Below are 26,262 nucleotides of genomic sequence, written 5' to 3' on the forward strand. Positions count from 1 at the left end.
TTATGGCTAAGACCATAGCGTCGGCCAAGGTGATTGGCCAGCGTATTCTCAACAGTACCACAAAATTGATAGACGTATACGCGCCTGAAATCGCGGCGCAGGCTGTTCCCGGACAGTTTGTCAACGTGCAGGTGTGCAAAAATACTGCGCCGCTGCTGCGCCGTCCCTTCGGCGTAGCGGGCGTACACCGGGAGCAAGGCACCTTTACTATGATTTACCGCATTATCGGCGAGGCTACGCATATTTTAGCGGACGTCTGCGCCGGTGATGTGCTGAGCATCGTGGGACCATTGGGCCATGGCTTCGATATGAGCGCGCAAAAGCCGCTGCTGGTAGGCGGCGGTTTAGGCTTGGCTCCGCTGCTCTTTTTAGCGGAGGGCTTTGGCAGCGGCCACACGGATATCCTCATGGGCGGACGCACGGCGGACGAGCTGTTTTGGACGAAGCTGTACGAGGGCTTGTGTCAGAATGTTTATCTGACGACTGACGACGGCAGCGCAGGCGTCAAGGGCACGGTTATGGCCTTGCTGCCGGAGCTGCTGGCTAAGGGCGGCTACGACTGCGTTTATGTGTGCGGCCCTGTGCCCATGATGCGCGCCGTGGCTGGCGCGTGCCTGGAAGCGGGCGTTAAATGTCAGGTGTCGCTGGAAAAATACATGGCCTGCGGCTTGGGAGCGTGCCTGTCCTGCGCCTGCGAGGGCATTGGCAAACGCATTAAGGTGTGCAAGGACGGTCCCGTATTTTGGGCGGAGGAGGTAGGCGAATGGTAAATTTGTATGATGGACGTCTGGCAGTGGATATTGCCGGGCTGAAAATGCAGACTCCCGTTACTACCGGTTCCGGCACCTTTGGCTTCGGCCTGGAGTTTACCGATTTTCTCGATTTGGAAAAGGTAGGCGCTGTAACCGTTAAAGGCACCTCGCTGCTGCCAGCGGCAGGCAATAAGGGCCAGCGGGCGGTGGAAACTCCTTCCGGTATGCTTAACTGCATCGGTTTGGAAAATCCCGGCAGCGATTACTTTTTGCAGCATACCTTGCCGGAGCTGCGCCAATACGACGTGCCGGTAATTGTCAACATCTACGGTCATTCGCCTGAGGAATACGGCCAGGTTGCCAAAAAGCTGGATGTGGACGGAGTGGACGCCGTAGAGATAAATATTTCCTGCCCCAACGTCAAAGAGGGCGGCATTGTTTTCGGCACTTGTCCGGAGGCAGCTGCCGAGGTTGTGGCGCAGGTGAAGCGAAATACCTCGAAAATGGTGATTACCAAGCTGTCGCCCAATGTGACGGATATTGTCGCTATGGCGAAGGCTGTAGAGGCGGCAGGGACGGACGCTATTTCCATGATCAACACCCTTTTGGGAACGAAGATCGATATCGAGCGTCAGCGCCCGGTACTGGGCAATATCACCGGCGGCTTGAGCGGCCCGGCAGTGCGTCCGGTAGCAGTGCGCCTGGTATATCAGGTAGCGCAGGCTGTGCGCGTGCCCATCATTGGTATGGGCGGCATTATGTGCGCTGAGGACGCTATTGAATTTATGCTGGCCGGGGCCAGCGCTGTAGCTGTCGGTACGGCTAATTTTGTGCAGCCCGATATTGCCGAAACTATCGCTCATGGTATGCTGGCTTATCTGGACCGCCATAATTTAGAGAAAATTACTGACATTGTTGGTCTAGCACTGCCAGAGGGCAAATATAGTATGCCTTTATATAAATAATAAATTAAACTCCCTCAGTCACCTTCGGTGACAGCCCCCTCTAAGAGGGGGCACAAATGTACTCTTATAAGCTTAATTTTTCCTCCCTCTTGGAGGGAGGTGGATGCGAGCTGGCGAGCAGACGGAGGGAGCAACGCTTATAACGCATTTCGGGAGAAATAATTATTATGATTATAAAATCTGATGACAGGCTAATAGTAGCTTTAGACTTCCCCACTTTGGAGCAGGCTAAATCCTGCGTGCTGGAGCTGGGCGACGCCGTAAGCTATTACAAGGTGGGCATGGAGCTGTATTATGCCGTGGGCAGCGAGATCATTCGCTTTTTGAAGGCTCAGGGCAAGCATGTATTCCTGGATTTGAAATTGCAGGATATTCCTAATACTGTGGCTCATGCTTTAACGGTGCTCAGCGATTTGGGCGCCGATATGATGAACGTTCATGCAGTGGGCGGCAAAAAAATGATGGCCGAGGCTGTTAAGGCTGTGCATGAAGCGGCTAAAAAAGCAGGCCGTCCTGCGCCGAAGCTGATCGCCGTAACCATTCTGACAAGCATGGACGACGAGCAGTTTGCCGGTCTGAACTATAAAAATACCATTGCCGAGCAGGTTATCGACCTGGCTAAATTGGCTAAGGAAGCAGGCATGGACGGCGTGGTGGCTTCTCCCCGCGAGGCTGCGGCTATCCGTGAAGCCTGCGGCAGCGACTTTTTGATTGTCACGCCCGGCGTGCGTCCGGCAGGCGCGTCCTTGGACGACCAAAGCCGCGTTGCCACTCCGGCGGGCGCGTTCCAAAACGGTTCCAGCCATATCGTTGTCGGCCGTCCTATTACCAAGGCTGAAAACAGGCAGGCTGCGGCTTTAGCCATCGTGGAAGAAATTCAGGCGTAATTTACGCAGAAGGAGATATAGCAAATGGCAGTTTTAGAAGAAAAAGACGTTTTAAAAATGCTCGAGGAAACCGAAGCTGTGCTGCACGGCCACTTTTTGCTGACCAGCGGCCTGCACAGCCCTATGTATGTAGAAAAATTCAACGTGCTGCAGCATCCGAAATATACTGAGCGTCTGTGCCAGGAGATCGCCCGCCGTTATGCAAACGATAACGTGGAGCTGGTTGTAGGCCCCATGACCGGCGGCATTCTGCTGGCTCACGAGGTGGGCAAGGCTTTGGGTACTCGCGCTATTTTTACCGAGCGTGAAAACGGCAAGATGACTCTGCGCCGCGGCTTCCAGATTCCCGAAGGCACCCGTGTGCTGGTGGTAGAGGATATCGTTACTACCGGCGGCAGCGTAAAAGAGGTTATGGAGGTCGTTAAGGAGCACGGCGGCGAGCTGGTAGGCGTGGGCCTTTTGGTTGACCGCAGCGGCGGCAAGGTGGACTTTGGCGTGCGCACCGAAGCTTTGCTGCATTTGAATGTAGAAACCTTTAATCCTGATAGCTGCCCTCTGTGCGCTAAGGAAATTCCCTTTACGAAACGCGGCAGAACAGGTAAATAATCGCAGTTATTACAGCGTCCGGCTTGCTTGAGGAAGCAGGCCGGGCGTTTTTGCGTTAGAAACTGAAAGCAAAAGCCGCTTCCTACGATTCCCGCTTAAAAAAATATTATTTTTTATAAGGGGGATTTTTGGTCGGCAGTGTAGAATTAAATAAAATTAAACTCAAATTCTATACATCTAAGACCCACCTAAAATTATCATAGGAGTGTAGCAATGGCAGCCATAGACGATTTAATCAATAAAATATCCGATAAAGATTTGCGCGCGCGTATCGCCGCAGAAATCAGCAAAATGCAAAAAGGGAAAAAATTCGGCCTTGTATTTGAAAATCATTTGCCGGAATGTACGCCTTTATACAACGTCCCCGTAACGCCGGGCAAAACCGTTGCGCCAAAAAAATCTTCCCTGTCCGATGCTTATAAAGTATTATCGGTGGAAAACGGCATCGCTGACTGCATTAAGCAAGATGCAGGCGAACGCGTAAATTTTTTGGTAAAAGATTTAGTCGTTGTCGCCACGTTCGGGGAACCCATCTATCCTTATTTGCAGCCCGTCGACAGCGTTTGCAACGCCCCTGGCAGCGATTTGTGGCACACGCTCATAGAAGCGGATAACTACCATGCTTTACAGCTTTTGGATTATCTGTACCACGGCAAAGTAGACTGCATTTATATCGACCCGCCCTACAACACCGGAGCCAAGGATTGGAAGTACAATAATAATTACGTAGATGCCAGCGACGCTTACCGTCACAGCAAATGGCTGTCGTTTATGGAAAAGCGTTTGGCGTTGGCAAAGAAACTGCTCAACCCTAAAGATTCCGTACTAATTGTAACTATTGATGAAAAAGAATATTTGTATTTAGGCTGCTTGCTGGAGGAAATGTTTCCTGAAGCACGAATACAGATGATTAGTTCAGCTATAAATTCTAAAGGAGTCGCACGAAATTCAGAATTTTTTAGAGTAAATGAATATATTTTTATTATTAGATTAGGTTTGTGTGATGTTAAAGCATTGCCACTTCCTGATGAATGGTCAGGAAACATAAAAACTTCCACAACCAAAACTGTACGTTGGGGAAGTCTTATGAGAAGTGGCTCTGGCTCTTTACGTAAAGATTCCCCTGGCTGTTTTTATCCTATATTTATAAGTGGCGATAAGAAACATTTTATCGGTGCAGGTTTACCATTAGCTAAAGATGTAGATAAAAACAGTATTGTAGTTCCCGAAGGGCAAATAGCAATATTCCCTATTCACGCTGATGGTACTGAAGGTAGATGGCAATATTCTCGTGATAAATTTTTGTCTATACAGCAAAAAGGTTATGTACGCATTAGTTTGCAAACTAATCGGGGTATAACCTTAAGATATATCTCTGAAGGTTGGCAAAAAAAAGTGGAAAGCGGCCAGATAGTGACCATAGGAAAAAACGAAGATGGTTCATTGATTTTAAACGACGATAATTATATTAAAGAATTTATTCCTTGTAATCAATGGTGGATTCCTACCCATAATGCTACCGAATTTGGTAGCAAACTAATCCAAAATATTATTGGCAGCAGATTTTCATTTCCAAAATCACTCTACTCTGTACATGACGCAATAAGATTTTTTGTCGCTAACAAGCCCCGCGCCCTCATCGTCGATTTCTTCGCCGGCAGCGGCACTACGCTGCACGCCGTCAATTTATTGAACGCCGAAGACGGCGGCCGACGCCGTTGCATAATGGTAACGAATAACGAGGTTTCCGTGGACGAGGCGAAAAGTTTAACTCAAAAAGGCTATCGCCCCGGCGACGCGGAATGGGAAAACTTAGGCATTGCGCGTTACGTTACCTGGCCGCGCACAAAATGTTCTATTAAAGGCGTAGATATCAACGGCAATCCTTTGAAGGGTGCATATATCGGCAGCGGCAAGCCCATGGCCGACGGCTTTGCCGCCAACTGCGCTTTCTTTAAGCTGGGATTTTTGGACAAAACAGCCGTATCTCTTGGCAGGCAGTTTAAAGAGCTGTTGCCTCTGTTATGGTTAAAATCAGGAGCTGTCGGCTCCTGCCCCAAGTTAGAACACAGCGAAGTCCCCGATATGCTGGTTTTGCCGCAAAACCGTTTCGCCGTGCTCATCAACGAAAACTGCTTTGCCGATTTTCAAGAGCAGCTTGAAGCACACACTGAAATAAATTATGTTTATATCGTCACTAATTACGAAGATGGGTACCGCGCTAAAATAAACGAACTTAATGTAGAGCATACCTTCCAATTATACCGCGACTATCTGGATAATTTCAGCATCAACTATAGGAGAAGCTAACATGAAGTGCCAATTATTTCCTTTTCAAAGCGGCGCTGTAAAAAATTTGCGGCTAAAAGCAGCTGAAGCTCTCGGCGCGTTCAAGCGCACGCAAACTCCGCAGGTAGTTTCTTTGCAAGCGCCTACAGGCGCGGGCAAAACGATAATTATATCCGCCCTTATTGAAGATATTTTTTGCGGTACGGATGCTTATCTGCCGCAAGCCGACGCCATTTTTGTCTGGCTTTCCGATTCTCCAAGCCTTAATGCGCAATCGCAACAAAAAATTGAAGCGAAGACCGATAAAATCCGGTTGGGGCAGTGCGTCACTATCGAAGATAATTCTTTTGACCAGGAATTTTTAAGCGACGGCTGCATTTATTTTCTCAACACGCAAAAGCTCAGCAAAAGCAGCAATCTTGCCAAACATTCCGACAGCAGGCAGTACACGATTTGGGAAACTTTGCAAAACACTTTGGAAACGAAGTCCGACCGTCTGTATTTTATCATCGATGAAGCCCACCGCGGTTCGTTGGGAAACGACGCAGGCAAGGCTACATCCATCATGCAGCGGTTCTTAAAGGGCAGCCCTAAGCATAATTTGTCGCCCATGCCTTTAGTAATCGGCATGAGCGCTACGGCGCAGCGTTTTAATAAATTGGTTGAAGGTTTGTCCTCTACAATATATTATGAGCGTATCAGCGCGGAAAGCGTCAGGGAATCCGGGCTTTTGAAAGACCGTATCATTATTATTCATCCGCAGGATATGCAGCGGTATAATGATATGGCCGTTTTGGATAAAGCAACGGACGAATGGCAGGAAAAGTGCAAGCACTGGCGGCAATATTGCACGCAGCAGCATTATAAGCAGGTAGAACCGGCTTTTATTATCCAGGTGCAGGCCGGCAACAGCACGACTATTTCCCATACCGATATAGCCGACGTCGTTACGCATATAGAAAAACGCCTTGGCCGCAAATTTAATCTCGGTGAGGTCGTGCATACTTTTGGTTCTACGGGAGATGTAGAAATTGCTGGGCTAAAAATATTTCATGTCGAGCCGGAAGATATTGCCGACGACAGAAAAATTAAAGTAGTCTTGTTCAAAGAAAATCTTTCCACGGGTTGGGATTGCCCACGTGCGGAAACGATGATGTCCTTCCGTACCGCCGAAGATACGACCTACATAGCGCAGCTTTTGGGACGCATGGTGCGCACGCCGTTGCAAAATAAAGTTTTAGTTGACGATTACTTAAACGATGTGCGCTTGTTCCTGCCATATTTCAACCAGGATAACGTGGCTAAAGTAGTCGCCGAGCTGCAAAGTTCGGAAGTCGACGATATTCCGACGATCGTCGATGAGGAAGATATAGAAAATCCCGTATACGTACCTTGGCACGTGCGTCCGCGTATAGTGCCGATGGCGCAAATGGCGCAGGCAACTCCCACTTTGTTTCCGGTAGATGAAAACGAAAGCGTCCTGCCGCCTCAACCAATCGTACTTCATAAAAAATGCGATAGCGATAAGACTACGCCGCAGGTTGCAACAGCCAATACACAGCCAGCCTCTTCAAACACTACGGAAACGCAAACGGCAATGGCAAACGCTAACCCGCAAAACATACCGCCAATGCCAATGCAATTTGCAAATAACGCCACTCAAAACGTTCCAACAACGCCTAACATAATTGCTGAACAAGCGGAACAAATGGAAATCTTTCCTACGCTTAACAGGGAAAAAGTCCTCAAGCACATCAACGGTCTTGGCATGACCACTTATACCGTAAAAAGTGTGCAAATAAATAATTATCTCAAATCAGTTTTGGCGCTCAGCGAACTCTTAACTTCTTACGACGTATACAGGCCGGCAAAAGATGAAGTTACCAAGGATATGGTAAATTTAATCCGCGCTTATATCGGACAGCTTAAAGCAGCAGGACAATACAGCGCCGCTAAAAAGCAAATGCTGCAAATGAAGTTATCCATGCACGTCTTCGATATTTTCGGCGCTCAAGTGCAAAACCTACAGGAAAAAGATTTATTCATCGCCTCCGATGAAATTCTTGACCCACAGCTGACGATAGCCAACGCCAAGCTGGGAAACTTCGGATTGCCGCAACATTACGCGCGATATTATTGGGACGATAACGAACCCAACGGCTATAAAGTAGATTGCATTCTTTTCGCCGCTTCCCATGAATGTTTGGAGAAGCTCAACGACTATGCGAAAGAAAAATTCCACGCGTTAGACGATGAATATCGCAATTATATCGTTTTTAAAGGTGAAAAATGTTTTAGCCGCTATCGCAAAATAGTAACCGACAGCGACGCGATAAGCAAACACATCTTACTTTTGCCGGAAATAATTAACGCCAAACTTGACGAAGACGGAACAGTATATAAAAACCATCTTTATGCGGACGATAACGGTATCGCTAAAATCAAATTAAATTCTTGGGAAAAAGAAGTCGTTGAAGAAGAAATGGCTCGTCCCGATTTCATCTGCTGGCTGCGTAATCCCGCAAAAAAAGATTGGAGCTTGTGCTTGCCTTATGAGATAGACGGTCAAGTCAAGGGCTTTTATCCAGACTTTATAATTGTCCGCAGCGATCCGCAAATCGATTACGTAATCGATATTTTGGAACCGCACAGCGACGATTTTAAAGACAATTTAGCCAAAGCCAAAAGTCTCGCCAAATATGTTGAAGATGAACCGCATGTAAAACGCGTACAAATGATACGCAAAACCCACGGCAAGTATGTGCGTTTAGACTTTTCACAAAGAGCAGTGCGTGAAAGCGTGCGCTTGGCTACAACCAATGATGAGTTTGATAGGATTTTTAAGAACTACGGCTTTTCTGAAACCAGTTAAATAACACGCAAAACAGCCGTGCTTCCTTGCGGGAGCACGGCTACTTACTATGCTGTATTTACTTTCGGCGTTTGAAGCTTAGTCCTGGCCGGGAACCTTCAGTACGGCGCCAGTAGCGGCGGAGGTAACAAGCGCTGCGTAACGGGCCAGATAACCGGATTTAACCTTAGGCTCAGGGCAAACCCATTTAGCGCGGCGTTCAGCCAGCACTTCGTCGGATACCTTGACGTTCAGAGTACGGTTGGGAATATCGATTTCGATAATATCGCCATTTTCAATTAAAGCGATATTGCCGCCTTCGCGGGCTTCCGGAGAAATGTGGCCGATGCAGGCTCCGCGGGTTGCGCCGGAGAAACGGCCGTCGGTGAGCAGGGCAACGTCTTTGTCGTGGCCCATGCCTGCCAGCACGGAGGTGGGGTTGAGCATTTCGCGCATACCGGGGCCGCCCTTGGGGCCTTCGTAGCGGATAACTACAACGTCGCCGGACTGAACCTCTTTACCGCAGATAGCGGCGATGGCTTCGTCCTCGGAGTTGTAAACCTTGGCTGGGCCGCTGAATACCTTCATGGAGGGGTCGACGGCGGATTCCTTAACTACGGAGCATTCGGGAGCGATATTGCCTTTCAAAACGGCGATGCCGCCGGTCTTGTTGTAAGGGTTTTCGATGCTGTGAATAACGTCGGGACGCTGAATTTCAGCATGCTCAATAATTTCGCCGATAGTCTTGCCGCTGACGGTCTGGCAGTCTTTATTGATGATGTTCAAGCGGTCCAGCTCGTGCATTACTGCCGGGATGCCGCCTGCTTCGTTCAGGTCGATGATGTGGTGGCTGCCGCCGGGGCTAAGTTTGGTCAGATAAGGAGTGTGCTTGGAAATTTCGTCGAACAGCTCCAAAGGCAGCTGAATACCTGCTTCGTGAGCGATAGCGGGCAGGTGCAGCGCGGTGTTGGAGGAACCGCCGATAGCCATATCTACGGTGATTGCGTTTTTAAAGGCGTCCATAGTCATAATGTCGCGGGGGCATTTATTTTCAGCTACCAGCTTCATTACGGCCATGCCTGCATGCTTAGCCAATGCGATACGCTTGCCGTTAAAGGCGGCGGGAATAGTGCCGTTGCCGGGCAGGCCCATGCCCAGAACTTCCGTCAGGCAGTTCATGGTATTGGCGGTAAACAGGCCGGAGCAGCTGCCGCAGCCGGGGCAGGCGCAATGCTCGATTTCGCTGAGCTCGCAAGCGTCGATTTGACCGGATTCAAAACGACCAGCGGCTTCAAAAACGGTGGATACGCTGATATCCTTGCCGTGCAGGCGTCCGGGCAGCATGGGGCCGCCGCTTACTACTACGGCCGGAATGTTCAGGCGGGCTGCCGCCATCAGCATACCGGGAACAATTTTATCGCAGTTGGGGATGAGTACCAGGCCGTCGAAAGCGTGGCCGTTGGCAACAGCTTCGATGCTGTCGGCAACCAGCTCGCGGCTGGCCAGAGGATACTTCATGCCGTCGTGGCCCATGGCGATACCGTCGCAGATACCGATGGCGGGGAACTCGATAGGAGTGCCGCCTGCTTCCAGCACGCCGTATTTAGCTGCCTGAGCGATGGTATCCAGATGCATATGGCCGGGGATGATTTCATTAGCGGCACAGCAAATGCCGATTAAAGGTTTTTGTAATTCTTCTTCAGTATAACCCATAGCGTAAAATAAGGAGCGATGGGCTGCGCGGGTAGAACCCTTTTTTACTTCTGTACTGCGCATAATTTTTAGACCTCTTTCCCTTTAACAAAATCCATACTGCCTGATTGGGCAGCGTGCGCCCCTAAGGGGTACTTAAAAAATTTTACATTTTTTGCGGACAAAAGTCAAATATTATGCGTGAAAAATGACTGTTTGGTGCAGCTTCTGACAAACAGAGCCGCAGTTTAGTTACAATAATTACATTCTGTGCAGATTTTCCAAATATTTCACTATCAGGCGAGGAAAGTTAGTATATAATAAAAACGACAAATAATTTCATGCAGCGCTGTGCTTTTGGTAGGCTGTGAGAAAGAGGCGCTTTGTATTATGAAAACAAGAATCACGCAATTATTAGGTATTAAATATCCCGTTATTCAGGGCGGTATGGCCTGGACCAGCGACGCAGTTTTAGCGGCCGCCGTTTCCAAAGCAGGCGGCGCAGGCATTATCGGCAGCGGCGGACGTACTACCGAATGGACCCGCGAGGAGGTACGCAAGGCTAAAACTCTGACCGACAAGCCCTTTGGCGTTAACGTTATGCTGATGGCGCCTAATATTGGCGAGATTATCGAGATGCTGTGCGAGGAAAAGGTGGCGTTCGTTACCTTGGGTGCAGGCAATCCGGTGCCTCATATCGCTAAATTCCATGAAGCAGGCATTAAGGTTATTCCTGTTGTTCCCAGCGTTAAACTGGCTAAACGCATTGAAGCTGCCGGAGCCGACGCTATGGTTATCGAGGGCATGGAGGCTGGCGGCCATATCGGCAAGCAGACTACTATGGCGCTGATGGAAAATGTTCTGCCCAATGTTACCAGCGTTCCCGTTTTGGTAGCAGGCGGCATCAGCGACGGCCGCGCGCTGGCTGCGGCGCTGCTGATGGGCGCTGACGGCGTACAAATGGGCAGCCGCTTCCTGCTGACTACCGAATGCCCGGCGCACCCCGCGGCTAAAGAAGCCATCGTTAAGGCTACGGATACGGACAGCGTGGCTACTGGCTACAGCCGCAATTTAGGCGTGCGCTGCCTGGCTAATGCCTTTACTGACGCTTATACGGCTAAGGAAATCGCCGGCGCGCCTAAGGAGGAGCTGATGGCTATGGGCACCGGCACTAACCGCAAGGGTATTTTGGAGGGCGACACTGTCAACGGCACTGTAATGTGCGGACAGAGCCTGAACGTGCTGAACGACGTGCTTTCCTGCCAGGAGGTTATGGAGCGCCTTATCGCTGAAGCCAAGGCTGCTATTGAGCGTGTAAAAAGTATCGAATTATAATAAAGTATAATTTGCTTTTTTTCGCAAAATAGGATAAGATAAATAAGGTACGTTATATTTTGTACAATAATTCGACGAAGAGAGGTATTTTCTTAATGAAAAAATATGTATTGACCTTGATTATGACTTTAGTGCTGGCTTTGGGCTGCATGGGTTCTGCTTTTGCCGCTGAAAACGATTTGGGCTGCGTTAGCGTTGACCGTATTTTCCGCAGTCATCCTGGTTTTCAGTCCGCTATGAGCGCCCTTGATTTAGAGCGTCAAAAAGCTCAAAACGAGTTTAATGAAAAGGCTCCCAGCCTGGACGATAAGGGCAAGCAGGAATTAGGCGAAAAGCTTTCTCAGCAGGTAAGCAAAAGAGAAGAAGCTTTGATTAATCCTATTCGCAATGAAATTCGCAAAGCTATCAGCGCAGTTGCTAAAAGCCACGGCATTACCAATGTGGTGCAAGCCGACGTTATGGTTTTGGGCGGCGTAGACCTGACCGAAGAGGTTATTGCTTACGTTTCCAAAGGCAAATAAAAATCTTAACGCACTATTTAACCCGGTTCTTTTGCCAGAGCCGGGTTATTTTTGTGCCCTTATTATCGTGAATGCTTAGCGATTGACGAGCCATAGGCGATGGCAGAGCAGCGGCAGACATGGTATAATGTAGTTATAATATGTTTATTTAGGTTAAAGGCGGTGGCGTGATGCAGGGCTGTCCATGGGATTTTTTACGCGACGGTAAAAAGCACATTATATCATTGGTGGGCGGCGGCGGCAAAACCACGATTATGTACCAGCTGGCGGCATTTTTTGCCAGACAGGGAAGGCACGTTCTGGTGACGACGACGACTCACATCTGGCATCCTGCCATGCGCTACGCAGAGGATTGGCGTCAGGTGCAGGACTTATGGCGGCAAGGAGAATTTGCCGTTATTGGCAGCTGCGAGCCTGGTACGGGCAAGCTTACGGCTCCTGACGGCGCGCTTTGGCGGCAGGCGGCATCCTGCGCTGAAATTGTACTGATTGAAGCGGACGGCTCCAAGCAGCTGCCCTGTAAAGTGCCTGCGGCTCACGAGCCAGTAATATTGCCGGAATGCGATATCGTTATCGGCGTAGCGGGGGCGGACGCTTTAGGACGCACGCTGGAGGAGGCTTGCCTGCGTTGGCAGCTGGGAAGGGAGCTTTTTGCTTCGTCCTGTAATTTGCTGATCGACGAAGCTCTGCTGGTACAGCTTTTGCTGAGTGAGCGGGGAACACGCAAGAACGTAGGCGGCCGCAGCTATTATGTGGCGCTGAATAAATGCGATATGGTACAATCGGAACGAGTGCGGCGCTTGCAGCAGCTGGCGCTGGCGGCGGGGCTGCCGTCGGAGCGGCTGTGGCTGCGGGGCGAAGCGGAAACGAGGTGTAAAGATGCAGACGAAAAGTAAATTATTTTGTAAGGGCGGCGGCTGTACGGCTAAGCTGGGTGCGGGTATTTTAAGCCGGGTGCTGGAACGCTTGCCCAAAGGCCCTGCTGATGATGCTTTACTGGTGGGCTATGACAGCCATGATGACGCTGCCGTTTACCAGCTGACAGAGAATTTGGCCTTTGTGCAGACCCTTGATTTCTTCCCTCCTATGGTGGAGGATCCGTATTTTTTTGGGCAGATTGCTGCGACTAACGCTTTGAGCGATATTTACGCTATGGGCGGCACGGTGAAAACGGCGTTGAATATCGTGTGCTTTCCGGAAACTATGAACTTGAATATTTTAGGAGAGATTATGCGCGGCGGCGCGGAAAAGGTGCATGAGGCAGGTGGTAATCTGGCAGGCGGCCATTCCATTGCCGACAGCGACGTTAAATACGGCCTGAGCGTGACGGGTATAGTAGACCCGCGCAAAATGTATCAAAATAATACTGGCCGGGCTGGCGATAAGCTGATTCTGACCAAACGGTTGGGCGTGGGGCTGATCTGCTGCGCCAATAAGGTGGGCGCGGCCTCGGCTGCGGCAATGGAGCAGGCTACGGCTTCCATGACTACTTTGAATAAGTACGCGGCAGAGATTTTGGCTAAATATCCTGTGCATGCCTGCACCGACGTAACCGGCTTCGGGCTGCTGGGGCATTTACACGAAATGCTAGATGGGCGCTTGGGCTGTGTGCTGCAGCAGCGAGATATACCGGTTTTCGACGAAGCGTTAGCTTATGCCGACGAATTTTTGCTGACGGCTGCGGCGCAGCGCAACCGCAATTATGTGGGCGACAACGTGCGCTTTGAGGGCGTACCCTTCGCTATGGAGGAGGTTCTGTTCGACCCGCAAACCAGCGGCGGCTTGCTGGCGGCAGTTAGCCCGGATGCTGCCGATGAGTTGCTTGCTGAAATGCGGCGGCAGGGCATACCTGCGGCAATTATCGGCACGCTGATGGATAAGCAGGAGACGGAAATTGTTGTGAGGTAAATAATAGCTTATTGCAGCAACTAGAAAGGAATCATCCTATGGTAAAAAAGAACATGGATATAGTGCGCTCTAGCGCCGCTGAATATCTTACTTTTGTGGCGGCTACGGGAGATAGCAGTAACTGCTATGAAATGCGCTACGAAGATGAAAATATTTGGCTGACGCAAAAAATGATGGCGGCGCTGTATGACGTAGCTTTGCCTACGATTAATGAGCATATCAAAAAAATTTATGCGGATGGAGAGTTGAGCAAAGAGGCAACTATTCGGAAATTCCGAATAGTTCAAGATGAGGGAACGCGTCAGGTCAACCGTGAGCTTACGCATTACAATCTGCAGTTGATTATTGCTGTGGGCTTTAAGGTGAATAAGCAGCGCGCCGTACAGTTCCGTAAGTGGGCGGGGCAAATCGTTAAAGACCATACTATTCAGGGCTGGACGATGGACGTTGAGCGTTTGAAAAAAGGGCATATGTTTACGGACGAATATTTCGAGCGGCAGCTGCAGCAGATTCGGGAGATTAGGCTTTCGGAGCGTAAGTTTTACCAAAAGGTTACGGATTTATACGCAACGGCATTCGATTATGATAAAAATGCTAAAACGACGCGCCTGTTTTTCCAGACTGTGCAGAAGAAAGCTATAAGTGACGCTGTTCCACGTGATTATTTTGGAGCCATTCTTGAGCAATGTGAGACGAAGAATGTACAAATCGGAAATATTATTGATGAAGCGGAATTGACGAAAAATCTGACGGAGAATGCTATTCCTGTAACTGTAATCCACATGGATGTAAAAGATTATGATGCATTCCTTGCCGAGCGGAGAAAGATGATGGCAGCTATGATTGAAAAGTATTATAAATCGCTATAAAAAAGAAATACATATTATCTTACTAGAAAATTCCACAAGGAGGTAAAACTATGTTAGTAAACGCAATGGGCGACGCTTGCCCGATTCCGGTAGTAAAAACCAAAAACGCCATTAAGGAGCTGCAAGGCTCCGGGCAGGTAGAGGTATGGGTGGATAATGAAATCGCCGTGCAGAATTTGACGAAGATGGCCAACCAAAAGGGCTATGGCGTAAGCAGCTCTAAATTAGAGGAAGGCAAATTCCAAGTGCTGCTGACTATTGGCGAAGCTGTTGCCGAAGAAGCTGCGCAGCAGGCAGAGGAATGCCGTGTGGATGCGCGCAGCAGCAAGCTGGTGGCTATAACCAGCGAAACCATGGGCGAAGGCGACCCTGCTTTGGGCAAGCTGCTGATGAAGGGCTTTATCTTTGCTTTAACCCAGCAGGACGTGCTGCCCCAGACGATTTTGTTCTATAACGGCGGCGCGCATTTGACCTGCGCCGGTTCGCCTGCCTTGGAGGATTTGCGTTCTTTGGAGGCGCAGGGCGTGGAAATACTGACCTGCGGCACCTGCCTGAACCATTACGGCTTGGCCGAGCAGCTGCAGGTGGGCGGCGTGACTAATATGTATGTGATTTGCGAAAAAATGCTGCAGGCCAGCAGCGTAATCAAGCCCTAAGTAAGGAGCGGGGAGGTATGGCAAGTGCTGTATTTTGATAATGCGGCTACCAGCCTGCACAAGCCGCCGCAGGTAGCTGATGCCGTTATGGAGGCTATGGGCGCTTTGGGCAACCCCGGACGCGGCGCTTACGAGCCTGCTTTGCAGGCGGCGCGCAGAATACACGCGGCTCGGCAGCTGGTTGCGGAGCTGTTCAATGCGCCCGGTGCGGAGCGCATTGCCTTTGCTTATAACGCTACCCAGGCGCTGAACACGGCTGTTTTCGGTCTGCTGGGGCCTGGCGACCACGCGATTACGACGGTATGCGAGCATAATTCGGTGCTGCGGCCCTTGTATGCGCTGGAGCAGCGGGGCTTGCAGGTGACGCGGCTGGAATGCGACTCCTGCGGACGCATAGATTACGACGAGTTGGAACGCAGTTTGCAAAGCAATACGAAAGCCGTGGTGCTGGCGCACGCTTCTAACGTGACGGGCAATGTGGTGGATTTGACGCGCGTCAGCGCTTTTACGCAGGCCAACGGTTTGCTGCTTATCGTGGACGCGGCGCAGACCGCCGGGTGCCTGCCCATAGATGTGCAGCGCACGCCTGTGGACGTGCTGTGCTTTACGGGCCATAAGAGCCTTTTAGGGCCTACGGGAACGGGCGGCTTGTACGTGCGCCCCGGCCTGCAGATTCCGGCGCTGGTGGTTGGCGGCAGCGGTGTGCAGAGCTTTTTGCCCTGCCATCCGCAGCAAATGCCCACGGCTTTGGAGGCAGGCACGCCTAACGTGCAGGGTATCGCGGGGCTGCACGCCGCTTTGCTGGCGCGCAAGGATAACGCCGCGTTAGAGCCTGCGGCTGTGCATTGCCATGAGCTGCAATTAGCGCAGCGTTTCCTTGAAGGTGTGAAGGATATTTCCGGCATCAGGCTGTATGGTGATTACCGTCCAAACAGCCTGCGAGTGGGCATCATCAGCCTTAATTTGGGCGACGAGGACGCGGGCGCTGTCAGCGACGCCTTGTGGGAGCAGTATGGTATCTGTACCCGCGCAGGAGCACACTGCGCGCCGCTGCTGCATAAGGCCTTGGGCACGGAGCGTCAGGGAGCGGTGCGCTTCAGCTTTGGTCCCTACAATACCTTGGTGGAGGTGGACGCGGCGGTAAAGGCTTTGCGGGAGCTGGTGGAAGCATGAGAAAGAAACGTAAGTATATTATTTTAACCTTCGCTACGACGGAAGCGGCTCTGGCGTTGGAGGAGGCCTGCGCAGAGCAGCATTTGCCGGGGCGGCTGATACCCACGCCGCAAAGCATCAGCGCAGGCTGCGGGTTGGCCTGGCGCGTGCCTGTTGAAGAAGCAGGGCCGCTTTTGGCGCAGCTGGACAGCTTTGCAGTGGAACGCGTAGGCGAAGCGGAAATGTGAGGAATGATTATGCAGAAGATGCGCAAACCGAAAATTATTGTGCGCGGCGGCGGCGACCTAGCGACCGGCGTTATTCACCGTTTGTGGAGCGCGGGCTTTGCGCCCTTGGTGCTGGAATGCAGGTACCCGGCGGCTATTCGGCGGCAGGTGGCGCTGTGCGAAGCGGTTTATCAGGGTAAAACCGTTGTCGAGGATATGACTGGCGTGCTTATCCGTAATTTGGACGAGGCTGCTGCGGTTTGGGATAAGGGCGCGGTGCCGGTGCTGGTGGACGAGGACGCCAGCTGCGTGAACGCCTTCGCGCCGGATATTTTAATCGACGCCATTATCGCCAAGCGCAATTTAGGCACGCATAAGAACATGGCGGCGCTGACCATAGCGCTGGGTCCCGGCTTTGCGGCGGGGCTTGATGTGGATGCGGTGGTGGAAACCAAGCGCGGGCATAATCTGGGCCGCATTATACGGCAGGGTTATGCTGCGCCCAACAGCGGCGTGCCCGGAAACATCGGCGGCTATACTAAGGAGCGGGTACTGCACGCGCCCTGCGCTGGTACGCTGCATATTGTGCAGGATATCGGCGCGGTGGTGGAAAAGGAGCAGCTGATTGCGGAAATTACCGGCGCTGACGGCAGGGTGACGCCAGTTTTGGCGACGCTGAGCGGCATTATCCGCGGCATGATTCGCGAGGGTTATCCTGTGACGGAGGGCTTTAAAATCGCCGACATCGACCCGCGGAGGGAGGAGCTGGCCAATTGCTTCACTATTTCCGACAAGGCGCGCTGCATTGCCGGTTCGGTGTTGGAGCTGGTGTCCGCTTACGCCCGCGGCCATGAGTAAAGCGGCGGGGAAAACGAGATGAAAAATTTATTTCAAGCTATAAAAAAGGCCGCCGAAGAAAATAAAGCCTGCTATTTGGCGGCGCTTATTGAAAGCGAGGGCTCGTCGCCGCGCAGCAGCGGCGCTTACATGCTGGTGGACGCCGGCGGCTTGATTTACGGCACTATTGGCGGCGGAGCTATGGAATATGCCGCCGTGAAGCAGGCGCAGCAGCATTTGCAGAGCCAACAGGCGGCAAGCTTTGAGCAGGTGTACGATTTGTCGCCTGCTGCCGGTATGGCTTGCGGCGGCAGCTGCCGTGTGCAGTTCTGCTATCTGGCGGCGGGGGAGAGTACCCTGCAGCTGGCAGATGCTGTTTTGCGCGCTGCGTCCGGCGGCCGGCCCTGGTGGCTGCTGCTGCCCTTAGGCCGGGGCTCCCTGCGCGTAGCCGGTGCTTTGCCGCTTAAGGGCAGACGCGGTAAATTTACGCTGGACGGCGTGGATTATTACGCCGAGCAGTACGGCTATGACGGCTTGGTATACGTATTCGGCGTTGGGCATGTGGCGCGGGAGCTGGTGCCTTTGCTGGGGCGTTTGGGCTTTGGCTGCGTCGTGCTGGACGACAGGGCAGAATTTGCCGACCCGGCGGTTTTTCCGATGGCTGAAAAGGTGGAGCAGGTCAGCTTTGACGCTTTAGCGCAGGCCTGCGCTGTGCAGGCGCAGGATTATGCTGTGGTGATGACGCGCGGCCATGTGTATGACGCGCAGTGCGAGCGTTATTTACTCAATACTCCTGCCTGCTACATTGGCATTATGGGCAGCAGGAATAAAGCGCGCATGGCGCGGGAGGCGCTGCTGGCCGAAGGCTATACGGAAGCGCAGCTGGCGCGTATAGTAACACCCATCGGGTTGGCTATCGGCAGCGAAACTCCGGCGGAGATTGCCGTGAGCATTGCGGCGCAGCTGATTCAGGTGCGCGCCGCTAAAGATAAATAAAGAAATGAAGATGCCTCTTTCTGTAAAAGATTTTACGTTCTTTACTAAATATCTTTACAGTAAGAGGCATTATGCGTTAAAATATGTGTATTCCAAAGCAAATGAGGGGTGTTTGTATGGCAAAATATGTTAATTTATCCAAGGCAGCCTATCAGTTCGAGGGGAAAATGCCATTAGGTCAGGCTATTCCTTTGGGCCTGCAGCATGTGCTGGCCATGTTCGTCGGCAATTTAACGCCGCTTTTGATTATCGGCGGCGCCTGCGGCATTATGGGCGACAACGCCTTTGTCGAGCTGCAAATCAGCCTGCTGCAGAACGCTATGATTATCGCCGGTATTGTGACGCTGGTACAGCTGTATGCTATCGGTCCCTGCGGCGGCAAGGTGCCCATTATTATGGGTACCAGCTCCGGCTTTATCGGCGTGTTCAGCAGCGTTGTCGCTACTATGGGCAGCGGGGTGGCAGCCTACGGAGCGATTATGGGCGCGTCCATTTTAGGCGGTATTTTTGAAGGCATCCTCGGCTTCTTCCTCAAGCCGCTGCGGCGCTTTTTCCCGGCTGTTGTAACCGGTACCGTCGTGCTTTCCATCGGCCTGTCGCTGATTTCCGTGGGCATCGGCTCCTTCGGCGGCGGCTTTAAGGCTAAGGATTTTGGCTCAATGGAAAACCTGCTGCTGGGCCTTTTCGTATTGGTTGTTATTTTAGTCTTTAAGCACGGCACCAAAGGCTTTTTCAGCTCTTCGTCCATTTTGTTCGGCATCATTGCCGGATATTTCGCCGCTATACTTATGGGGCTGTTCCTGCCCACTACCGGCGTAACAGCTCAGGGCGTGGAATATACTAAATCCTGGGCGCTGAACTGGGATAAGGTGGCGAACGCCGGTTGGTTTGCCGTGCCGGAATTTATGCCCGTGGATATCGTTTTCGATATGCGCGCCATCGTTCCAGTAATGATTATGTTTATCGTTACAGCCGTGGAAACCGTCGGCGATATTTCCGGCGTTATGGAGGGCGGCCTGAACCGCGAGGCTACGGATAAGGAATTATCCGGCGGCGTTATCTGCGACGGACTGGGCTCCAGCTTTGCGGCGATTTTCGGCGTGCTGCCCAACACTTCCTTCAGCCAGAACGTAGGCCTGGTAGCTATGACTAAGGTTGTCAACCGCTTTGCGTTGGCCACCGGCGCGGTCTTTTTGATTCTGTGCGGCTTGATTCCCAAACTGGGCGCGTTGGTTTCCATTATGCCTCAATCGGTTTTGGGCGGCGCAGCCGTTATGATGTTTTCCAGCATTGTGGTCAGCGGTATTTTGCTGATTACGAAGGAAAAATTAACGCCGCGCAATCTGACCATTGTGGCCGTCGCTTTAGGCGTGGGCTATGGCATGGGCGCTAACCCCGGCATTTTAGTCAGCGCGCCGGAATCTGTCAAGCTGATTTTCGGCGGCTCCGGCATTGTGCCCGCGGCGCTTGTGGCTATTGTTCTGAACGTTTTGCTGCCGCAAGATTAAGCCCCTGGCGCAGGTCGCGCACCGTATCGATATCAAAAAGCTCGTACTTATCCTGAACCTGTACTAAGCGTACTCGTTCAGGATATTTTTTTGCTACGGCGCTGCCGCCCCTGTCTTGGGGCAGCGTCTTTAATTCTTCGGCTAGGTCCTGAGGAAAGAGCATGGGATTGCCAGGCGAGCTGCCGTAGGCCAGACGTTCGATGGCGTAGGGCGCGGAAAGAAAGCTGCCGCATAATTGGCGCAGGCTGGCCTGCTGCAAAAAGGGCTGGTCGCTGGTGCAGAACAGATAGCCGAGCGGCTTCTGCGGCTCCAGATAAGCCATGCCCAAACGAATAGTATCGTTGAGATAAGGCTTGTTGTGCAGAATATAGGGTATGGCCTGCCGCTGGCAGATTTGGGCAATTTTGTCGTAGCGGGTAACGACGACGCGCTTTATAAACAGTCCGTTCGTAATATCGAGAATATGCTGGATAAGCGGCTGGTCGTTAAAGCTCGTCAGCAGCTTATTGCTGCCGAAGCGCAGAGCACTGCCCGACGCCATGATAATGCAGCCGATGGGGTAAAGGGTATTTTGTTTCATCATAAACACCTGTCAAGGCCGCGTAGTACTGGCCTTGTCCGATAAAAGATATAGTTATTATTCTAGCCGTCAGGGTCAAAATCCTTTTAAAAGCGCGCGGCTTATGATAAAATGTAGTAGTAATTTAAAGAGCAAATGAATGAAAGAAAAGAGAATTGATAAGATTGCTATTCTTGTAAAATGTTGAGAGCGAGGTAGTATCGAGAATGTTGATGAACTCAACAGAGTATATTTCTGTCGTGGATAATATCAAAAAAGAGATAAAGAAGGCGCAGTATAGAGCGATAGTTCGTACAAATGCTGAACTACTGTTGCTATATTATGATATTGGTTGCGTCATTAATGATCATAAAGTTTGGGGCAATAAGTTCATAGAGAATTTGGCACGAGATATTCGTTTAGAGTTTCCCGATAAAAAAGGATTTTCCGTAAGAAATTTAAAGTATATGGCAAAATTTGCTTCTACTTACAAGAATTACAAATTTGTGCAACAGGCTGTTGCACAAATTCCTTGGGGGCACAATACCATATTGATGGATAAAGTGCAGGACGCTGACAAACGTCTCTGGTATGCCGAAGCTTGTTGGAAGAACGGTTGGTCAAGAAATGTTTTAATACATCAAATTGAGAGTAATTTATACGAGCGACAGGTATTGGCAAATAAAGTTTCTAACTTTGAACGCCGTTTGCCTTCGCCACAGAGCGAACTTGCTGTTCAGACTATGAAAGACCCGTATGTGTTCGATTTTATTCCATTTAAGGAGGACATGTGGGAGCGTGATATTGAGCAGGCGTTAGTGCGGGATGTGACTAAGTTGTTACTGGAACTTGGCACAGGTTTTGCTTTTTTAGGAAATCAATATCATCTGAATGTGGGCGGCGATGATTTTTTCATTGATTTACTGTTTTATAATATTAATCTTAGCTGTTATGTGGTGATTGAATTGAAAACTGGTGATTTTAAACCGGAGTATGCTGGGCAGCTTAATTTTTATTTATCCGCAGTAGACGGTATTTTGAAAAGAGAAAATGACAATCCTTCTATTGGGTTGCTCCTATGTAAGAGTAAAAATGATCTCGTTGCTGAATATTCACTTAAAGATATTTCCAAACCCATTGGTGTGAGTGAATATAAAGTGACTAGCAAATTGACTGGTGAACTAGAAAAACAATTTCCGTCTGTGGAAGATATTCAGAAAAGAATCAAGTAAATAGCTGAAGAAAAATAGTAACTATATAGGCATATCAGCTGATAAGGTGATAAATTAGACATGATTGCAAGTACTTTTCGGGAGGATTTTTATGCTGACAGTTCGCGAATATAAAAAAGCGGCGACGCTGGAGGAGGCGTGGCAGCTGAATCAAAAGCGTCCTAATCGCGTTATGGGCGGTATGATGTGGATGCGTTTAAGCAAGGGCAATGTGGCGACGCTTATCGATTTGTCCGCTCTGGGCCTTGATAAAATAGAAGAAAGCGATACGGAATTCCGCATCGGCGCTATGGTAACGCTGCGGCAGCTGGAGCTGCACGCCGGGCTGGCGGATTACACCGGCGGCGCTATGAAGGAGGCGCTGCGTCATATTGTGGGCGTGCAGTTCCGCAATTTGGCTACGGTGGGCGGCAGCGTATTCGGCCGCTTTGGCTTCAGCGACGTGCTGACTATTTTGCTGGCTTTGGATGCCAGCGTAGAGCTGTATAAGGCAGGCACGATTCCTTTGAGCGATTTTGTCAATATGAAATATGACCGCGATATTCTGGCGTATGTGATTATTCCTAAGCAAAAGCTGCAATGCTGCTATCAGTCAGTGCGGATATCCAAGACTGATTTTCCCGTGCTGACCTGCGCGGCGGCGCTGACCGGCGCAGGCGTACAGCTGGCCGTGGGCGCGCGTCCGGCCAGGGCTGCGCTGCTCAAGGATACGCAGGGGCTTGCCTCGCTGCCGATTACGGAGGAAAAGGCGCGGGCTCTGGCCGATTATGCCGCCGCCCGGCTGTCTACTTCCAGTAATCCCCGCGGCAGCGCCGCCTACCGTACTCATTTGATTCGCGTATTAGCTATGCGCACGGTTTTGGCCTTAGGAGGTAAAGACTGATGGAGATTACGCTGACTTTAAACGGCAAAAAAATAACCCGTTCTGTTGATGCGGATACGATGCTGCTGGATTTTGTTCGCAGCGAGGGCTGTTACAGCGTCAAGCGCGGCTGCGATACCAGCAACTGCGGCTTGTGTACGGTTTTTTTAGACGATCTGCCGGTGCTGTCCTGCTCGGTTTTGGTCGCCAGAGCCGACGGGCATAGGATAGTGACCATGGAGGGTTTGCAGAAGGAGGCGGCGGAGTTTGGCGCGTTTATTGCCGACCAGGGAGCGGAGCAGTGCGGCTTCTGCAATCCTGGCATGATTATGAACGCTTTGGCGCTGCTGCGGGATAATCCCGACCCGACGGAAGCGGAAATTAAGGAATATCTGGCCGGAAACTTGTGCCGCTGTTCGGGCTATGAAGGCCAGCTGCGCGGCATTCAGGCCTTTATCGCCTGGAAAAAGGCGCGGGCAGGGGAGGTGTGAGGCATGAAGATCGTTAATCAGTCTTATCGTAAAAAGGACGCTATGCAGCTGGTAACTGGTCAGCCCGTGTACACCGACGATCTTGCGCCCAAGGATTGCCTGATCGTTAAGGTGTTGCGTTCGCCCCACGCCAACGCCATTATCGAAAGCATTAATAAGATGGCAGCGTCCAAGGTGCCGGATATCGAGGCTATTTTTACCTATGAGGACGTGGACCAGGAGGGACGGCGCTGCACCTATGCAGGCCAGACCTATCCGGAGCCCAGTCCCTACGACCGTCTGCTGCTGGACCGCCATGTGCGCTTTGTGGGCGACGTGGTGGCCATAGTTGCCGGCAGAACGGAAAAAGCGGTGGACAAGGCTTTGTCCCTGCTCAAGGTTAAGTATCAGGTGCTGGAGGCAGTGCTTGATTTTCATACGGCGCTGGATAATCCTGTGCTGGTGCATCCTGAGGCGACCTGGGAGTCCCTCGCGCCTGTAGGAGCGGATAATAAGCGCAATTTATGCGCTCACGACGTCTGCGGCGACGGCGATGTGGACGCTGTGCTGGCGGAGTGCGACGTTATCATCGACCGCACCTGCCGCGTGAAGGCGGTGCAGCAGGATATGATGGAGCCGTTTTGCACCTTCTGCACTATCGATACCTACGGCCGCTTGCATGTGGTAAGCTCTACGCAGATAGTTTTCCATGCGCGGCGCATTATCTCCAACGCCCTGCATCTGCCTAAAGCCAAGGTTCGCGTGACTAAGCCCCGTATCGGCGGCGGCTTCGGCGCTAAGCAGAGCTGCGTTAGCGAAATGTACCCGGCCTTCGTTACCTGGCGCTTGAAAAAGCCTTCCAAGATGGTTTTTTCCCGCGAGGAATGCCATATTGCGGCCAGTCCCCGCCATGAAATGGAGGTCAGGGTGCGTTTGGGCGCGACTAAAGAAGGTAAGATTCGCGCTATCGACCTTTACACTCTTTCCAATACGGGCGCTTACGGCGAGCACGGCCCCACCACGGTAGGCTTGTCGGGGCATAAATCCATTCCCCTGTACCGCACGGAGGCTTTCCGTTTTGCTTACGATGTGGTTTATACCAATTTGCAGGCTGCGGGCGCATACCGCGGCTATGGCGCACCTCAGGGAATCTTTGCTGTGGAAACGGCGGTCAACGAGCTGGCCCATAAGCTGAACATAGATCCTATTACCCTGCGCGAGATGAATATTACCCGCGAGGGCGATATGATGCCCGCTTATTATAATGCGCCCAATACCAGCTGCGCCTTGGATAAATGCCTGGCGCAGGTGCGGCAGATGAGCGGCTGGGATGAAAAGTTCCCGAAGCGCGTACTGCCCAACGGCAAGGTGCGCTCCGTGGGCGTGGCTATCGCTATGCAGGGTTCGTCCATACCTTATTGCGACGTGGGCGGCGCAACGCTGAAGCTGAACGACGATGGCAGCTATACGCTGCTTATCGGCGCGGCAGATATGGGAACCGGCTGCGATACGATTCTGGCGCAGGTGGCCGCAGAAGCATTGGATTGCTCCATGGACGATATTACGGTTTTCGGCGCGGATACGGATGCGTCTCCTTACGATTCCGGCTCCTACGCTTCCAGCACGACCTATATTACAGGCAATGCCGTTTATGCCTGCGCCAATAAGCTGCGCGATAAAATCTGCGCTTTAGGCGCTAAAAAGCTGGGCTGCGCCATAGAGAACGTAATTTTCGACGGCAGAATGGTGCGCAACGCGCCTGATGGCAAGTCTATTTCCCTTGTTGATATAGCCACTGCCTCACAATGTGATAACGATATCGCCTTGGAGGAAACGGTGCAGATGAACAGTGTGCTGTCGCCGCCGCCGTTTATGGCCGGAGTGGCCGAAATGGAAACCGACCTTTTGACCGGCGAAACCGAGGTAGTTAATTATTATGCTTCCGTGGACTGCGGTACGCCTATCAATCCGCATCTGGCGCGAGTGCAGACGGAGGGCGGCCTGTTGCAGGGCATCGGCATGACGCTGATGGAAAACGTTACCTACAGCCCCAAGGGCCGCGTCTGCGAAAATTCTTTGATGCAGTATAGAATCCCCTGTCGCGAGGATATCGGGCATCTCCATGTGGACTTTGCCTGCAGCTATGAAAGCAGCGGTCCCTTCGGCGCTAAATCCATAGGAGAGCTGGTCATCAACACGCCTGCCCCCGCTATTGCCGACGCTATTTACCAGGCTACGGGGCACCGCATCTGCACGCTGCCGCTGACGCCGGAAAAAATAGCCTTGGGTGAATAAGCTTTGATGTACGATCAATTTAAGCGCAGGATAAATTATCTGCGCGTTTCGATAACCGACCGCTGTAATCTGCGCTGCCGCTACTGCCGACCGCAGGAGGGCAGCGGCGCGGCGGGCAGCGAAGCCCTGTCCTACGAGGAGCTGCTGCGTATTTGCCGCTGCGCTACCGCTTTAGGTGTGGACAGATTTAAGATAACGGGCGGCGAGCCCCTGGTGCGTGCGGGGGCTGCCGCTTTTATCGGCGCGTTGAAAAAGCTGCCGGGAGTGCGGCAGGTAACCCTGACGACTAACGGAAGCTGTTTTGCCGCTCATCTGCCGCAGCTGCTGGCGGCGGGGCTGGACGGCGTAAATTTCAGCCTGGATACGGTGGATGCGGCACTGTACCGGCAGCTGACAGGCGGAGAGCTGGCTTTAGCTTTACAAGGCGTCAAGGCGGCGGTGCAGGCAGGCCTGCCCTGTAAGCTGAACTGTGTGCCTTTGGCTGGCAGAACGCCTCAGGAGCTTTGGGAGCTGCTGTGCTTTGCCGACAGCTGCGGTACGCCGCTGCGCTTTATCGAGCTGATGCCGCTGGCCTGCAACCAAGGCCTGCAAGGGCTTTCCGGAGCGCAGGTGCGCGCTTTGCTGGCGCAGGCAGGCGTTGAGCTGCAGCCTGACGGGGCGTCCTACGGCAACGGCCCGGCGGTTTATTACCGCGCTGCGGGCTGCGGCGTGCCTATCGGCTTTATCGAGCCGCTGCACAATAAATTCTGCGCGGCCTGCAACCGGGTGCGGCTGACCAGCGGCGGGTTTTTGA

The 26,262-nt window shown here is 51.7% G+C and carries 24 protein-coding genes; 22 read left to right on the forward strand and 2 right to left on the reverse strand.

Translation table 11 applies throughout. From position 1 onward, the window contains the following. Nucleotides 1-2: 2 nt before the first annotated feature. The 6 genes from QZ105_RS03055 to QZ105_RS03080 all read left to right on the forward strand — a co-directional run bounded on the left by QZ105_RS03055 (nucleotide 3) and on the right by QZ105_RS03080 (nucleotide 8,371). On the forward strand, nucleotides 3-770 hold the full coding sequence (locus QZ105_RS03055) for a dihydroorotate dehydrogenase electron transfer subunit (protein WP_293728382.1): 768 nt from the start codon (nucleotides 3-5) through the stop codon (nucleotides 768-770). Continuing rightward, nucleotides 764-1,717 (forward strand): dihydroorotate dehydrogenase, encoded by a 954-nt coding sequence (locus QZ105_RS03060; RefSeq protein ID WP_293728383.1) that lies wholly within the window; start codon nucleotides 764-766, stop codon nucleotides 1,715-1,717. Before QZ105_RS03055 ends, QZ105_RS03060 begins: the two co-directional genes overlap by 7 nt. A 167-nt stretch (nucleotides 1,718-1,884) precedes the next feature. Next, the gene (pyrF, locus tag QZ105_RS03065; RefSeq protein WP_293728384.1) at nucleotides 1,885-2,604 is read left to right on the forward strand and encodes an orotidine-5'-phosphate decarboxylase; all 720 of its coding nucleotides are present in this window, start codon (nucleotides 1,885-1,887) and stop codon (nucleotides 2,602-2,604) included. A gap of 24 nt (nucleotides 2,605-2,628) precedes the next feature. Continuing rightward, nucleotides 2,629-3,210 (forward strand): orotate phosphoribosyltransferase, encoded by a 582-nt coding sequence (gene pyrE, locus QZ105_RS03070; RefSeq protein WP_293728385.1) that lies wholly within the window; start codon nucleotides 2,629-2,631, stop codon nucleotides 3,208-3,210. Nucleotides 3,211-3,423: 213 nt separating this feature from the next. Then, a complete protein-coding gene (locus tag QZ105_RS03075; protein ID WP_293728386.1) occupies nucleotides 3,424-5,520 on the forward strand; it encodes a DNA methyltransferase in 2,097 nt (698 codons plus the stop codon). A gap of 1 nt (nucleotide 5,521) precedes the next feature. After that, complete coding sequence (locus QZ105_RS03080) at nucleotides 5,522-8,371, forward strand: DEAD/DEAH box helicase family protein (RefSeq protein ID WP_293728387.1); 2,850 nt, start codon at nucleotides 5,522-5,524, stop codon at nucleotides 8,369-8,371. A 78-nt stretch (nucleotides 8,372-8,449) separates the two neighbouring features. Here the strand turns inward: QZ105_RS03080 and ilvD are convergent, their stop codons facing one another. Next, nucleotides 8,450-10,126: a dihydroxy-acid dehydratase gene (gene ilvD, locus QZ105_RS03085; protein ID WP_293728388.1), complete on the reverse strand. Its 1,677-nt coding sequence runs from the start codon at nucleotides 10,124-10,126 to the stop codon at nucleotides 8,450-8,452. A 306-nt stretch (nucleotides 10,127-10,432) separates the two neighbouring features. Between ilvD and QZ105_RS03090 the strand changes: the two genes are divergently transcribed. The 11 genes from QZ105_RS03090 (at nucleotide 10,433) to QZ105_RS03140 (ending at nucleotide 20,051) form a co-directional block, all read left to right on the forward strand. Beyond that, nucleotides 10,433-11,377, forward strand: a complete 945-nt coding sequence (locus QZ105_RS03090) for a nitronate monooxygenase (protein WP_293728389.1) — start codon at nucleotides 10,433-10,435, stop codon at nucleotides 11,375-11,377. A 95-nt stretch (nucleotides 11,378-11,472) separates the two neighbouring features. Next, nucleotides 11,473-11,898 (forward strand): OmpH family outer membrane protein, encoded by a 426-nt coding sequence (locus tag QZ105_RS03095; protein WP_293728390.1) that lies wholly within the window; start codon nucleotides 11,473-11,475, stop codon nucleotides 11,896-11,898. A 170-nt stretch (nucleotides 11,899-12,068) separates the two neighbouring features. After that, a complete protein-coding gene (yqeC, locus tag QZ105_RS03100) occupies nucleotides 12,069-12,794 on the forward strand; it encodes a selenium cofactor biosynthesis protein YqeC (protein ID WP_293728391.1) in 726 nt (241 codons plus the stop codon). Beyond that, nucleotides 12,778-13,806 (forward strand): selenide, water dikinase SelD, encoded by a 1,029-nt coding sequence (selD, locus tag QZ105_RS03105; RefSeq protein ID WP_293728392.1) that lies wholly within the window; start codon nucleotides 12,778-12,780, stop codon nucleotides 13,804-13,806. Before yqeC ends, selD begins: the two co-directional genes overlap by 17 nt. 38 nt (nucleotides 13,807-13,844) lie before the next feature. Then, nucleotides 13,845-14,675 (forward strand): RhuM family protein, encoded by an 831-nt coding sequence (gene rhuM, locus QZ105_RS03110; RefSeq protein ID WP_366935971.1) that lies wholly within the window; start codon nucleotides 13,845-13,847, stop codon nucleotides 14,673-14,675. Between the two features lie 50 nt (nucleotides 14,676-14,725). Beyond that, complete coding sequence (gene yedF / locus QZ105_RS03115; RefSeq protein ID WP_293728394.1) at nucleotides 14,726-15,331, forward strand: sulfurtransferase-like selenium metabolism protein YedF; 606 nt, start codon at nucleotides 14,726-14,728, stop codon at nucleotides 15,329-15,331. 24 nt (nucleotides 15,332-15,355) lie between these two features. Next, nucleotides 15,356-16,504 (forward strand): aminotransferase class V-fold PLP-dependent enzyme, encoded by a 1,149-nt coding sequence (locus QZ105_RS03120; RefSeq protein WP_293728395.1) that lies wholly within the window; start codon nucleotides 15,356-15,358, stop codon nucleotides 16,502-16,504. Next, complete coding sequence (locus QZ105_RS03125) at nucleotides 16,501-16,731, forward strand: DUF3343 domain-containing protein (protein WP_293728396.1); 231 nt, start codon at nucleotides 16,501-16,503, stop codon at nucleotides 16,729-16,731. The genes QZ105_RS03120 and QZ105_RS03125 overlap by 4 nt, the downstream gene beginning before the upstream one ends. A gap of 18 nt (nucleotides 16,732-16,749) precedes the next feature. Further along, entirely contained in the window at nucleotides 16,750-17,568 is an 819-nt protein-coding gene (yqeB, locus tag QZ105_RS03130) for a selenium-dependent molybdenum cofactor biosynthesis protein YqeB (RefSeq protein ID WP_366935972.1), read from the forward strand. 18 nt (nucleotides 17,569-17,586) lie between these two features. After that, nucleotides 17,587-18,543 carry an XdhC family protein gene (locus QZ105_RS03135; protein ID WP_293728398.1) on the forward strand — a complete coding sequence of 319 codons (957 nt, stop codon included), beginning with the start codon at nucleotides 17,587-17,589 and terminating at the stop codon, nucleotides 18,541-18,543. Between the two features lie 116 nt (nucleotides 18,544-18,659). After that, entirely contained in the window at nucleotides 18,660-20,051 is a 1,392-nt protein-coding gene (locus QZ105_RS03140) for a solute carrier family 23 protein (protein WP_293728399.1), read from the forward strand. Here QZ105_RS03140 and QZ105_RS03145 read toward each other — a convergent pair. After that, nucleotides 20,017-20,634: a nucleotidyltransferase family protein gene (locus tag QZ105_RS03145; RefSeq protein ID WP_293728400.1), complete on the reverse strand. Its 618-nt coding sequence runs from the start codon at nucleotides 20,632-20,634 to the stop codon at nucleotides 20,017-20,019. The genes QZ105_RS03140 and QZ105_RS03145 overlap by 35 nt on opposite strands. Nucleotides 20,635-20,843: 209 nt before the next feature. On the opposite strand from QZ105_RS03145, the gene QZ105_RS03150 reads away from it, so the two are divergent. The 5 genes from QZ105_RS03150 to QZ105_RS03170 all read left to right on the forward strand — a co-directional run. Next, nucleotides 20,844-21,842, forward strand: a complete 999-nt coding sequence (locus QZ105_RS03150) for a PDDEXK nuclease domain-containing protein (protein ID WP_366935973.1) — start codon at nucleotides 20,844-20,846, stop codon at nucleotides 21,840-21,842. A gap of 91 nt (nucleotides 21,843-21,933) precedes the next feature. Next, complete coding sequence (locus QZ105_RS03155) at nucleotides 21,934-22,725, forward strand: FAD binding domain-containing protein (protein WP_293728402.1); 792 nt, start codon at nucleotides 21,934-21,936, stop codon at nucleotides 22,723-22,725. Then, the gene (locus QZ105_RS03160; RefSeq protein ID WP_293728403.1) at nucleotides 22,725-23,195 is read left to right on the forward strand and encodes a (2Fe-2S)-binding protein; all 471 of its coding nucleotides are present in this window, start codon (nucleotides 22,725-22,727) and stop codon (nucleotides 23,193-23,195) included. Before QZ105_RS03155 ends, QZ105_RS03160 begins: the two co-directional genes overlap by 1 nt. A 3-nt stretch (nucleotides 23,196-23,198) precedes the next feature. Further along, complete coding sequence (locus tag QZ105_RS03165; RefSeq protein WP_293728404.1) at nucleotides 23,199-25,469, forward strand: molybdopterin cofactor-binding domain-containing protein; 2,271 nt, start codon at nucleotides 23,199-23,201, stop codon at nucleotides 25,467-25,469. Nucleotides 25,470-25,475: 6 nt separating this feature from the next. Then, nucleotides 25,476-26,262: radical SAM protein (locus tag QZ105_RS03170; RefSeq protein WP_293728405.1), on the forward strand; the 787-nt coding region annotated here is incomplete at its 3' end.

This window comes from uncultured Phascolarctobacterium sp., assembly GCF_905212365.1.
Classification (GTDB): domain Bacteria; phylum Bacillota; class Negativicutes; order Acidaminococcales; family Acidaminococcaceae; genus Phascolarctobacterium_A.

Bases quoted from the DNA above. Each gene is read 5' to 3' on its own strand.
- QZ105_RS03055 (WP_293728382.1), top strand. From the start codon at position 3: ATGGCTAAGACCATAGCGTCGGCCAAGGTGATTGGCCAGCGTATTCTC.
- QZ105_RS03060 (WP_293728383.1), top strand. From the start codon at position 764: ATGGTAAATTTGTATGATGGACGTCTGGCAGTGGATATTGCCGGGCTG.
- pyrF (WP_293728384.1), top strand. From the start codon at position 1,885: ATGATTATAAAATCTGATGACAGGCTAATAGTAGCTTTAGACTTCCCC.
- pyrE (WP_293728385.1), top strand. From the start codon at position 2,629: ATGGCAGTTTTAGAAGAAAAAGACGTTTTAAAAATGCTCGAGGAAACC.
- QZ105_RS03075 (WP_293728386.1), top strand. From the start codon at position 3,424: ATGGCAGCCATAGACGATTTAATCAATAAAATATCCGATAAAGATTTG.
- QZ105_RS03080 (WP_293728387.1), top strand. From the start codon at position 5,522: ATGAAGTGCCAATTATTTCCTTTTCAAAGCGGCGCTGTAAAAAATTTG.
- ilvD (WP_293728388.1), bottom strand. From the start codon at position 10,126: ATGCGCAGTACAGAAGTAAAAAAGGGTTCTACCCGCGCAGCCCATCGC.
- QZ105_RS03090 (WP_293728389.1), top strand. From the start codon at position 10,433: ATGAAAACAAGAATCACGCAATTATTAGGTATTAAATATCCCGTTATT.
- QZ105_RS03095 (WP_293728390.1), top strand. From the start codon at position 11,473: ATGAAAAAATATGTATTGACCTTGATTATGACTTTAGTGCTGGCTTTG.
- yqeC (WP_293728391.1), top strand. From the start codon at position 12,069: ATGCAGGGCTGTCCATGGGATTTTTTACGCGACGGTAAAAAGCACATT.
- selD (WP_293728392.1), top strand. From the start codon at position 12,778: ATGCAGACGAAAAGTAAATTATTTTGTAAGGGCGGCGGCTGTACGGCT.
- rhuM (WP_366935971.1), top strand. From the start codon at position 13,845: ATGGTAAAAAAGAACATGGATATAGTGCGCTCTAGCGCCGCTGAATAT.
- yedF (WP_293728394.1), top strand. From the start codon at position 14,726: ATGTTAGTAAACGCAATGGGCGACGCTTGCCCGATTCCGGTAGTAAAA.
- QZ105_RS03125 (WP_293728396.1), top strand. From the start codon at position 16,501: ATGAGAAAGAAACGTAAGTATATTATTTTAACCTTCGCTACGACGGAA.
- yqeB (WP_366935972.1), top strand. From the start codon at position 16,750: ATGCGCAAACCGAAAATTATTGTGCGCGGCGGCGGCGACCTAGCGACC.
- QZ105_RS03135 (WP_293728398.1), top strand. From the start codon at position 17,587: ATGAAAAATTTATTTCAAGCTATAAAAAAGGCCGCCGAAGAAAATAAA.
- QZ105_RS03140 (WP_293728399.1), top strand. From the start codon at position 18,660: ATGGCAAAATATGTTAATTTATCCAAGGCAGCCTATCAGTTCGAGGGG.
- QZ105_RS03145 (WP_293728400.1), bottom strand. From the start codon at position 20,634: ATGATGAAACAAAATACCCTTTACCCCATCGGCTGCATTATCATGGCG.
- QZ105_RS03150 (WP_366935973.1), top strand. From the start codon at position 20,844: ATGAACTCAACAGAGTATATTTCTGTCGTGGATAATATCAAAAAAGAG.
- QZ105_RS03155 (WP_293728402.1), top strand. From the start codon at position 21,934: ATGCTGACAGTTCGCGAATATAAAAAAGCGGCGACGCTGGAGGAGGCG.
- QZ105_RS03160 (WP_293728403.1), top strand. From the start codon at position 22,725: ATGGAGATTACGCTGACTTTAAACGGCAAAAAAATAACCCGTTCTGTT.
- QZ105_RS03165 (WP_293728404.1), top strand. From the start codon at position 23,199: ATGAAGATCGTTAATCAGTCTTATCGTAAAAAGGACGCTATGCAGCTG.